Origin of the sequence: Bacteroides sp. 43_46 (assembly GCF_001915455.1) — a bacterium.
In the GTDB taxonomy this organism is placed as follows: domain Bacteria; phylum Bacteroidota; class Bacteroidia; order Bacteroidales; family Bacteroidaceae; genus Bacteroides; species Bacteroides caccae.
In genome coordinates, this window is the sequence record NZ_MNQN01000132.1 from 24,711 (window position 1) to 35,138 (window position 10,428).

General features: G+C 43.6%; 7 protein-coding genes and 1 pseudogene. All 8 read left to right on the forward strand.

Annotation, left to right across the window (positions count from 1 at the left end; genetic code table 11):
• The first annotated feature begins 38 nt into the window (after positions 1 to 38).
• Positions 39 to 818 carry a 3'-5' exonuclease gene (locus BHV72_RS16820; RefSeq protein WP_005678125.1) on the forward strand — a complete coding sequence of 260 codons (780 nt, stop codon included), beginning with the start codon at positions 39 to 41 and terminating at the stop codon, positions 816 to 818.
• Entirely contained in the window at positions 818 to 2,035 is a 1,218-nt protein-coding gene (gene coaBC / locus BHV72_RS16825; RefSeq protein WP_022042195.1) for a bifunctional phosphopantothenoylcysteine decarboxylase/phosphopantothenate--cysteine ligase CoaBC, read from the forward strand. Before BHV72_RS16820 ends, coaBC begins: the two co-directional genes overlap by 1 nt.
• 15 nt (positions 2,036 to 2,050) lie before the next feature.
• Positions 2,051 to 3,712 (forward strand): DNA repair protein RecN, encoded by a 1,662-nt coding sequence (gene recN / locus BHV72_RS16830; protein ID WP_055173651.1) that lies wholly within the window; start codon positions 2,051 to 2,053, stop codon positions 3,710 to 3,712.
• A 35-nt stretch (positions 3,713 to 3,747) separates the two neighbouring features.
• Positions 3,748 to 4,491, forward strand: a complete 744-nt coding sequence (rlmB, locus tag BHV72_RS16835; protein WP_005678128.1) for a 23S rRNA (guanosine(2251)-2'-O)-methyltransferase RlmB — start codon at positions 3,748 to 3,750, stop codon at positions 4,489 to 4,491.
• 1 nt (position 4,492) lies between these two features.
• Complete coding sequence (locus BHV72_RS16840; RefSeq protein ID WP_005678129.1) at positions 4,493 to 6,199, forward strand: serine protease; 1,707 nt, start codon at positions 4,493 to 4,495, stop codon at positions 6,197 to 6,199.
• Between the two features lie 287 nt (positions 6,200 to 6,486).
• The gene (locus tag BHV72_RS16845) at positions 6,487 to 8,745 is read left to right on the forward strand and encodes an alpha-N-acetylglucosaminidase (RefSeq protein WP_005678131.1); all 2,259 of its coding nucleotides are present in this window, start codon (positions 6,487 to 6,489) and stop codon (positions 8,743 to 8,745) included.
• A gap of 246 nt (positions 8,746 to 8,991) precedes the next feature.
• Complete coding sequence (locus tag BHV72_RS16850) at positions 8,992 to 9,936, forward strand: tyrosine-type recombinase/integrase (protein ID WP_032855233.1); 945 nt, start codon at positions 8,992 to 8,994, stop codon at positions 9,934 to 9,936.
• Between the two features lie 356 nt (positions 9,937 to 10,292).
• A pseudogene (locus tag BHV72_RS16855) lies at positions 10,293 to 10,428 on the forward strand (UpxY family transcription antiterminator); the annotation flags it as partial.

A 10,428-nucleotide genomic window follows, 5' to 3' on the forward strand; every position in this document is an offset into this window, starting at 1 on the left:
TCCTCCGCGTCCTCTGTTGTGAAACAAAATGAATAAAAATGAAATTAAATCTGAAAAACCCTATTGTCTTTTTCGATCTTGAGACGACAGGAACCAATATCAACACAGACCGAATCGTTGAAATCTGTTATTTGAAAGTTTACCCGAACGGGAATGAGGAAGCGAAAACTCTGCGTATCAATCCCGAAATGCACATCCCCGAAGCATCTTCCGCCGTGCATGGCATTTATGACGCTGACGTGGCAGATTGCCCGACTTTCAAGGAAGTGGCAAAGAATATTGCCCGTGACATTGAAGGATGCGACCTGGCCGGATTCAATTCCAACCGTTTTGATATTCCTGTGCTGGCAGAAGAATTTCTGCGTGCCGGGGTGGACATTGATATGAGCAAACGTAAATTTGTGGATGTACAGGTGATATTTCATAAAATGGAACAACGTACCCTGTCCGCAGCCTACAAGTTCTATTGCGAGAAAAATCTGGAAGATGCGCACACTGCCGAAGCGGATACACGGGCTACATACGAGGTGCTGAAGGCACAGCTCGACCGTTATCCGGATCTTCAGAATGACATCGCATTCCTTGCCGATTATTCCAGTTTCAGCAAAAACGTAGATTTTGCAGGACGTATGGTTTACGATGATAATGGAACGGAAGTGTTCAACTTCGGAAAGTATAAAGGAATGTCGGTAGCCGAGGTGTTGAAGAAAGACCCCGGATATTACAGTTGGATTTTGAATAGTGATTTCACGCTGAATACGAAGGCGGCCTTGACTAAGATCCGCTTGCGTGAAATGAGTAATTTGATTACGAAATAATGCTAAAAGGAAAAAAGATAATTCTTGGAATTACCGGCAGTATTGCCGCATATAAGGCTTGCTATATCATCCGCGGACTTATCAGGCAAGGAGCGGAAGTGCAGGTTGTGATTACTCCGGCGGGAAAAGAATTTATTACTCCCATTACTCTATCGGCCTTGACCAGCAAACCGGTCATCAGTGAATTCTTTGCCCAACGTGACGGAACGTGGAACAGCCACGTTGACCTCGGACTGTGGGCAGATGCGATGCTGATAGCTCCCGCCACTGCCTCTACCATTGGCAAAATGGCAAACGGGATAGCTGATAATATGCTGATAACGACCTATCTTTCGGCGAAAGCTCCGGTGTTTGTAGCTCCGGCTATGGACCTCGATATGTATGCTCATCCTGCCACTCAGAAGAATCTGGAGATACTTCGTTCTTACGGCAATCATATTATCGAGCCGGGTACGGGTGAGCTTGCCAGTCATCTTGTAGGGAAGGGACGTATGGAGGAACCGGAGAATATCATCCGTGTGCTGGATGAATTTTTTTCTGCAAACGGTGAGCTGCAAGGTAAGAAAATAATGATTACAGCCGGGCCGACTTATGAGAAGATTGACCCTGTCCGTTTTATCGGCAACTATTCTTCCGGAAAAATGGGGTTTGCCCTCGCGGAAGAATGTGCACGTCGTGGAGCGCAGGTGACACTGATAGCGGGACCCGTGCAACTGAAAACACAACATTCCCGCATTCGTCGCATTGATGTAGAGTCTGCCGGCGAAATGTCGGTAGCGTCGAAAAAATACTTTGCCGAAGCCGATGCGGGTATTCTTTGTGCGGCAGTAGCCGATTTCCGTCCGGAGGTGGTAGCCGATAAGAAAATTAAACGTGAGAAGGAGGAAGAACTGACTCTGCATCTTCAGGCAACCGAAGATATTGCGGCAAGTCTGGGAGCGTTGAAAGGTAAGAATCAGTTGTTGGTAGGCTTTGCCCTCGAAACGAACAATGAACAGCAGAATGCCGAAGGAAAGCTCGAACGCAAGAACTTCGACTTCATTGTACTTAATTCGCTCAATGATGCGGGAGCCGGATTCCGTTACGATACGAATAAAATAAGTATAATAGACAGAAAAGGCCGTACTGACTACCCCCTGAAATCAAAAACGGAAGTAGCTCAAGATATTATCGATCGTCTGTCTGATGAATTGAAACTCTTAACTCTCAACCCTTAACTTTCACTGATTCAAATGTTACGTTCATTATACATTCAGAATTACGCATTGATAGAGAAACTGGACATCAGTTTTGAAACAGGCTTTTCCGTTATAACAGGTGAAACGGGGGCCGGAAAGTCAATTATTCTGGGAGCAATCGGTCTGTTGCTTGGGCAGCGGGCGGATATGAAGGCCATTCGCCGGGGGGCTTCCAAATGTGTAATAGAGGCACGTTTTGATATTTCAGCGTATGGTATGCGCCCGTTCTTTGAGGAGAACGAGCTGGAATATGATGAGGAGTGCATCTTGCGCCGTGAAGTGCAGGCATCCGGTAAAAGCCGGGCATTTATTAATGATACTCCCGCATCTTTGGTGCAGGTAAAAGAGTTGGGCGAACAGTTGATTGATGTACATTCGCAACATCAGAACCTGTTGCTCAATAAGGAAGGGTTTCAGTTGAATGTGCTCGACATTCTTGCACATAATGATGCGGCACTGGAGAAATATCACTCTCGTTATGCCGGGTGGAAACAGACTGAAAGAGAGCTGTCCGAGTTAATGGAACTGGCTGAGAAAAGCCGTGCCGATGAAGATTATATCCGTTTTCAACTGGAGCAGCTTGAAGAAGCTCATCTTGCCGAAGGAGAGCAGGAGGAACTGGAACAAGAGGCTGAAATGTTAAGTCATGCGGAGGAGATCAAGGCGGGGCTTTATCGGGTGGAACAGTCTTTTGCTTCGGACGAAGGAGGATTGCTTTCCTATTTAAAGGACAGTCTCAATACGCTGAATAACTTGCAAAGAGTTTATCAGCCTGCCAAGGAACTTGCCGAACGTATGGAAAGTGCCTATATCGAACTGAAAGATATTTCGCAGGAGGTATCTTCGCAAGGTGAGTCTATCGAGTTCAATCCTACAAGGCTGGATGAGGTGAACGACCGTCTGAACATGATCTATTCCCTGCAACAGAAACACCGTGTGCAGACACTTGAGGAGCTGATTGCTTTGACGGAGGAATATCGTGGCAAGTTGTCCGATATCACTTCTTACGATGAGCGCATTGCCGAACTGACAGAACGTAAGGAAGAACAATATAAACAGGTCAAGCAGCAGGCGGAAGTGCTGACCAAAGCCCGTGCAGCGGCTGCGCGTGAGGTGGAAAAACAGTTGGCAGCCCGGTTGGTACCGTTGGGAATGCCGAATGTCCGTTTCCAGGTGGAAATGGGGTTAAAGAAAGAACCCGGATTACAGGGAGAAGATACTGTCAGCTTCTTGTTTTCTGCCAACAAGAACGGTGTGTTGCAGAACATTTCTTCCGTCGCTTCGGGAGGTGAAATAGCGCGTGTCATGCTGTCTATCAAAGCAATGATTGCCGGAGCCGTGAAACTGCCGACTATCGTATTTGATGAGATTGACACCGGAGTATCCGGTGAAATAGCCGACCGCATGGCAGACATGATGCAGGAAATGGGCGAACAGAACCGTCAGGTTATCAGTATCACTCACCTGCCGCAGATAGCTGCCCGGGGAGGGGCCCATTATAAAGTATATAAGAAGGACAGCGATACGGAAACCAACAGCCACATCCGACGTCTCACCGACGAGGAACGGGTAGAGGAGATTGCACACATGTTAAGTGGTGCTACATTGACCGAAGCTGCTCTTAGCAATGCCAAAGCCCTGCTTGCCCGCAACTGATAAATAGTAAATTATAAAACAGTAAATTAACATAGATGCTTGATAAAAGTGAAATGATTTTCGGCGTTCGTGCCGTGATAGAGGCCATTCAGGCTGGTAAAGAGATTGATAAGATTCTGGTAAAGAAAGACATTCAGAGTGATCTTTCCAAAGAACTTTTTGCAGCTTTGAAAGGTCTGCTGATACCCGTTCAGCGTGTTCCGGTGGAGCGTATTAACCGTATCACCCGGAAAAATCATCAGGGTGTGGTGGCTTTCATTTCATCCGTGACTTATCAGAAGACGGAAGATCTCGTTCCTTTCTTGTTCGAACAAGGGAAGAATCCGTTTTTCGTCATGCTTGACGGAGTGACCGATGTACGCAATTTCGGTGCAATTGCCCGTACCTGTGAATGTGCAGCCGTAGACGCTGTGATTATTCCGGCTCGTGGCAGTGCTTCTGTGAATGCGGATGCTGTGAAAACTTCTGCAGGGGCATTGCATACCCTTCCGGTATGTCGTGAGCAAAATCTGCGTGCGACTCTGCAATACTTGAAGGATAGTGGTTTCCGTATTGTTGCTGCTACGGAAAAAGGAGACTACGACTATACGAAAGCTGATTATACAGGACCGTTATGCATCATTATGGGTGCGGAAGATACGGGAGTCTCTTATGATAACCTGGCACTCTGTGACGAATGGGTGAAGATACCGATGTTGGGAACAATCGAATCCCTCAATGTGTCTGTTGCTGCCGGTATCCTGATTTACGAAGCTGTGAAACAAAGAAACAACGACTGATATGAAGAAGATTTTAATCCTACCTTTGGTGCTTTTCTTTCTGGTACAGGGAAGCATGGCACAAACCCCTAAATGGGTGGAGAAGGCGAAACGCGCAGTTTTCTCTGTGGTGACTTATGACAAGAATGATAAGATGCTGAACACCGGGAACGGATTTTTTGTATCCGAAGACGGATTGGCTTTATCTGATTATAGCCTTTTTAAAGGAGCGGAACGTGCGGTGGTTATCACGGCGGACGGCAAGCAAATGCCGGTAGACGTGATACTTGGAGCTAATGATATGTACGATGTTATTAAGTTCCGTGTAGCCATTACCGAGAAGAAAGTTCCTGCGTTGAACGTGGCAAAAGCTGCTCCGGAAGTGGGAGCCGATGCATGGATGCTTCCTTATTCGACACAAAAGAGTATTGCTTGTGTATCCGGTAAAGTGAAAGATGTCTCCAAAGTGGCCGGAGAATATCATTATTATACGTTGGGTATGCAGATGAAAGATAAAATGGTTAGTTGCCCGGTGATGAATGCGGAAGGACAGGTATTCGGTATTTCCCAGAAGTCCTCCGGAATTGATACGGTGACTACTTGTTATGCAGCAGGGGCCGCTTTTGCCATGGCACAAAAAATCAATGCGCTTTCTTTGGGTGATGCTGCGCTGAAAAGTATCGGAATCAGGAAAGGACTGCCCGAAGTGGAAGATCAGGCATTGGTTTACTTGTTTATGGCTTCTTCACAAATGACGGATGAAGAGTACGGCAAACTATTGGATGATTTTATCCGCCAGTTCCCGAACAGCACGGACGGGTATATTCGCCGTGCCAATTATTATGTAACTAAGGGACAGGAAGACCAATCTTGGTTTGACAAGGCGGTTGCCGACTTTAATAAGGCATTGAAGGTAGCACAGAAAAAGGATGATGTGTATTACAACATTGCCAAGTTGATGCATGCTTACCAATTATCGAAGCCTGAGAAGACGTATAAAGACTGGACGTATGACACGGCTTTGAAGAATCTCCGCCAGGCAATCGCTATTGATCCGCTTCCTGTTTACACTCAGCTGGAAGGGGATATTTTGTTTGCCCAACAGGACTATGCAGGTGCTTTGGCTGCTTATGAGAAAGTGAACGCCAGCAATATTGCTTCTCCTGCTACCTTCTTTAGTGCCGCTAAAACCAAGGAATTGCTGAAAGCGGATCCGAAAGAAGTTATTGTATTAATGGATAGTTGTATCGCCCGTTGTCCGCAACCGGTTACTTCCGCGTTTGCTCCTTATCTTCTGGAACGTGCACAGATGAATCTGAATGCCAATCAGGCGCGTAATGCGATGCTCGATTACGATGCTTATTTTAAAGCAGTCAACGGACAGGTGAATGATATGTTCTATTATTATCGAGAACAAGCTGCCCTGAAAGCACGCCAGTATCAACGTGCATTGGATGATATTGCCAAGGCGATCGAACTGAATCCGAAAGACCTGACTTATAAGGCAGAGCAAGCAGTGGTAAACCTGCGTGTGGGACGGTATGAAGAGGCTGTTCAAATATTGAATAATATATTGAAAGAAGATCCGAAATATGCCGAGGCCTATCGTCTGCTCGGACTTTGTCAGATACAGTTGAAGAAAACGGATGAAGCTTGCGGCAATTTCAATAAAGCAAAAGAACTGGGTGATCCGAATACGGATGATCTGATAAAGAAATATTGCAAGTAAAGATTGCTTTTTTCGAAGATATAAAAATGAACCCCTGCCAGCTTTCTCAGTTGGCAGGGGTTCTTCGTTTTTTGGGGGACATTTCTTTAAAACTCTCTCTCTTTTCTGTTTTTCCCCACACTTGTTAAGTTCAGGTTATAGGTCTTAATGATATATAGGTTTGATCATTCTACGTTTGCTTTTTATATAATAAATGCAGGGGATTGGGAAATACTGCATCGTATTAATTATTTTTTTTAGAAAAAATCTTTTTCTTATATTTGTGCTATATAAAAATTGATAGTCAAATGAAAAAACCTTTGTTGTTATTATTGTGCCTGTTTACTGTAATAGGCTATGCCAAAGACCCGCACATTAAGGCTGTTTATGCCTTAATAGAGCGAGTCACACCCGGATATGGGAAACAGATCAAACTGCAATTGATCGACCCCGCCAATGGAGAGGATGTGTATGAAATCTCATCAGAAAAAGGGAAAGTCCTTTTGAAAGGGAATAATGCCATAGCCCTGTCCACTGCATTTAACCAATATCTGAAATATACGTGTAACGCGCATGTTTCATGGTTGGGTAATCAATTAAACTTACCTGAAAATCTTCCGCTTCCCCAAAAGACTATCCGTAATACGATCAATGGTAAATACAGGGTATACATGAATTATTGTACGGTCAGCTATACTGCTGCCTATTGGGATTGGGAACGTTGGCAACGCGAAATAGATTTCATGGCTATGAATTCTATCAATATGCCTTTGGCAACAGTAGGATTGGAAGCTGTATGGTATAACACGTTATTGAAACATCGGTTTACGGATGAAGAAGCACGCCGTTTTTTAGCCGGTCCGGGACATGCTGCCTGGCAATGGATGCAAAATCTGCAAAGTTATGGAGGTCCGCTGCCTAAATCTTGGATCGATAAACATATTATCTTAGCTAAAAAGATAATAGACCGTGAAAGGGAATTAGGTATGACACCGATCCAACAAGGATTCTCCGGTTATGTTCCTCGTGAATTGAAAGATAAATATCCTGAAGCTAAAATTCGCCTGCAACCCGGTTGGTGCGGATTTAAAGGAGCAGGACAGCTTGATCCTACCGATGCGTTGTTTGCAACATTAGGCCGTGATTTTTTAGAGGAAGAAAAGAAACTTTATGGCACGTATGGAATATACGCAGCAGATCCGTTCCACGAGAGTGCACCTCCTGTCAATACTCCGGAGTATTTAAGCGCAGTAGGGCATGCCATATATAAATTAATCAAAGATTTCGACCCGAAAGCTAAATGGGCTATGCAGGCATGGAGTTTGCGGGAACCGATTGTAAAGGCTGTTCCTCAGAATGATCTGATTATTCTGGACTTAAATGGAGAAAAGATAAAGGGCCGCAAAGGCTTTTGGGGATACCCGGCTGTGGAAGGAAATTTGCATAACTTCGGCGGGCGTATTAATATGCATGGAGATTTGCGTTTGCTGGCCTCCAACCAATATATGACGGCTTTAAAACAGTATCCCAATGTTTGTGGCTCCGGTTTGTTTATGGAAGCTATTGAACAGAATCCTGTATATTATGATTTGGCATTTGAGATGCCTTTGCATAAAGGGGAAGTAGCCATTGAGGAATGGCTTAAGCAATATGCCAACCGACGTTATGGGGCTGTCTCTCCCTCGGCTCAGCAAGCTATGATTTGTTTATTGGAGGGACCTTATCGTCCCGGTACAAATGGTACCGAACGAAGTTCTATCATTGCTGCACGTCCTGCTCTTAATGTAAAAAAATCAGGGCCTAATGCGGGATTGGGAATTCCATATTCTCCTTTATTGGTCATTCAGGCCGAAGGTTTGTTACTCAAAGATGCCGATAAACTGAAGAATTCTGAACCTTATCGTTTTGATGTGATAGATGTCCAAAGGCAAATGATGACCAATATGGGACAAGTTATCCATAAAAGAGCTGCCGAAGCTTTCCTGAATAGAGACAAAGAGGCTTTCGCTTTGCATAGCAAACGCTTCTTGCAAATGCTGGAAGATGTGGACGAGCTGCTTCGTACACGTCCTGAATTTAATTTTGACCGTTGGCTGACATCTGCACGAAGTTGGGGGGATACGGAAGAAGAAAAGAACCTGTTAGAATATGATGCCACTTCCTTAGTCACTATTTGGGGGGCAGACGGAGATCCTTCTATTTTTGATTACTCATGGAGAGAATGGACGGGACTTATTAAAGGGTATTATTTGCCGCGTTGGACGAAGTTTTATGCCATGCTTCAGGAACATCTCGATAATGGAACAACCTATTCGGAGGAGGGATTACGTCAGACGCATGGACGAGAGGCTTTCCGTGCCAATGATTTTTATAGTAAACTGGGGGATTGGGAGTTGCAATTTGTATCTACCCCCAATAAGGCACGTACTCCAATTGTACAAGGGGATGAAATAGAAATTGCCGGTCGGATGTATAAGAAATATACTGCTTTGGCCAAAGAATATTACCAGGACTTCAAAGCGGATGCAATCAAAGACGGTAAAACGTATGAGAATCTAGGGGAATAATTTCTATATACCCACACATAAAGAGAGAGGATAAATCATTTACTTAATAATGTTTATCCTCTCTTTGTTTATGATATTATAACTGAATAAGGCAGGGGTTATTGAGATTACAATTTGCATATTTTCTGGAAGAATATCTGATTTTCATGTAAAACAGTAAGTATTCCATAAATAGTATGTTCGGTTTAATGAAAATCTTGTATATTCCGTGATATTTTCACTCATTAATATAATATGAAATGAATTATGAAGAAAAATCGATTTTCTACTTGTGCAAGCAACTATATTGATTGTTTGCGAAAGGAGGGCCGTTATTCTACGGCCCATGTGTATAAGAATGCGGTCCGTTCTTTCTCGCAGTTTTGTGGTACGCAGTCTATTGAGTTTACCAAAATAAACCGCGAAAACTTAAAAAGGTATAGCAATTACCTGACGGCCTCCCGTTTAAAGCCAAATACGATATCTACGTATATGCGTATGTTGCGTTGTATCTATAATAGGGGAGTGGATGCTCGTCAGGCTCCGTATGTACATGGCTTGTTTCGTGATGTGTTTACCGGAGTTGATACCCGCCAGAAGAAAGCACTTCCTTTGAGTGAGCTTCATACGTTGCTTAACAAAGATCCGCAGACGGAGACACTTCGCCATACGCAGGCCATTGCTAATTTACTGTTTCAGTTTGGTGGTATGCCTTTCGTTGATCTGGCTCATCTGGAGAAGTCAAATTTGAATCAGGGGCTCTTGAAGTATAACCGTATGAAAACCGGTACTCCCATGAGTGTGGAGATTATAGATTCTGCTTATGAGTTACTTTCTTTGCTTCGTAATAATCATAGTTCATCTTGTTCCGACCGTCCCGATTATCTTTTCCATATATTGAGTGGAGAGTATAAAAGGGGGGAAGAAGGTGCGTATCGCGAGTATCAGTCTGCATTACGGAAATTCAATAATCATCTGAAAAGTTTATCCCGTAAGCTGAGGTTGCATTCGTCTGTAACATCTTATACTTTACGGCATTCCTGGGCTACTACTGCTAAATATAGGGGTGTTCCTATTGAGATGATCAGTGAGTCACTAGGGCATAAATCAATTAAGACAACTCAGATTTATTTGAAAGGTTTCGAATTGGAAGAACGCACAAAAGTAAATAAACAAAATTATTATTACGTTAGAAGATTTAAAATAGCCTGAAGGAAAAGGTTTAAAATGCTAAGATTTAGGGGCTTAGTATTACTGTTACTTCTTAAGTAACGGAAATTTATTCGGTGCAAAGATAGGTAAAAATACTAATAGCATACAAGTAAAAACTTCTTTTTTTCCTTTTTCTCTTAAATACATAATAAAAAAGTATCTGAACATGAAGATTTTGCTTTCATGCTCTATGACCTTTTATTGCCTAATTTCGGAATACTTTCATATCGAATATTAGGTTTCCATATCGTCCCACCCTCATCGCGGTTCATTTTCCTTTTTTTGTTGTTAGCTGCTGTCTGCAAATGCATGATCCGTTACTTAAGAAGTAACAGATAAACATGGGGTAAAAAAATATGATTTTTCAAGAAAAGAAATCAGTAAATGCCGGGCCTAGTTGTGGGACAGGGGAAGGCGTAGCACACTCAAAACGTTGGTATGTCGCTCTCGTTCGTATGCATCACGAGAAGAAGGTATCCGAACGTTTATCCA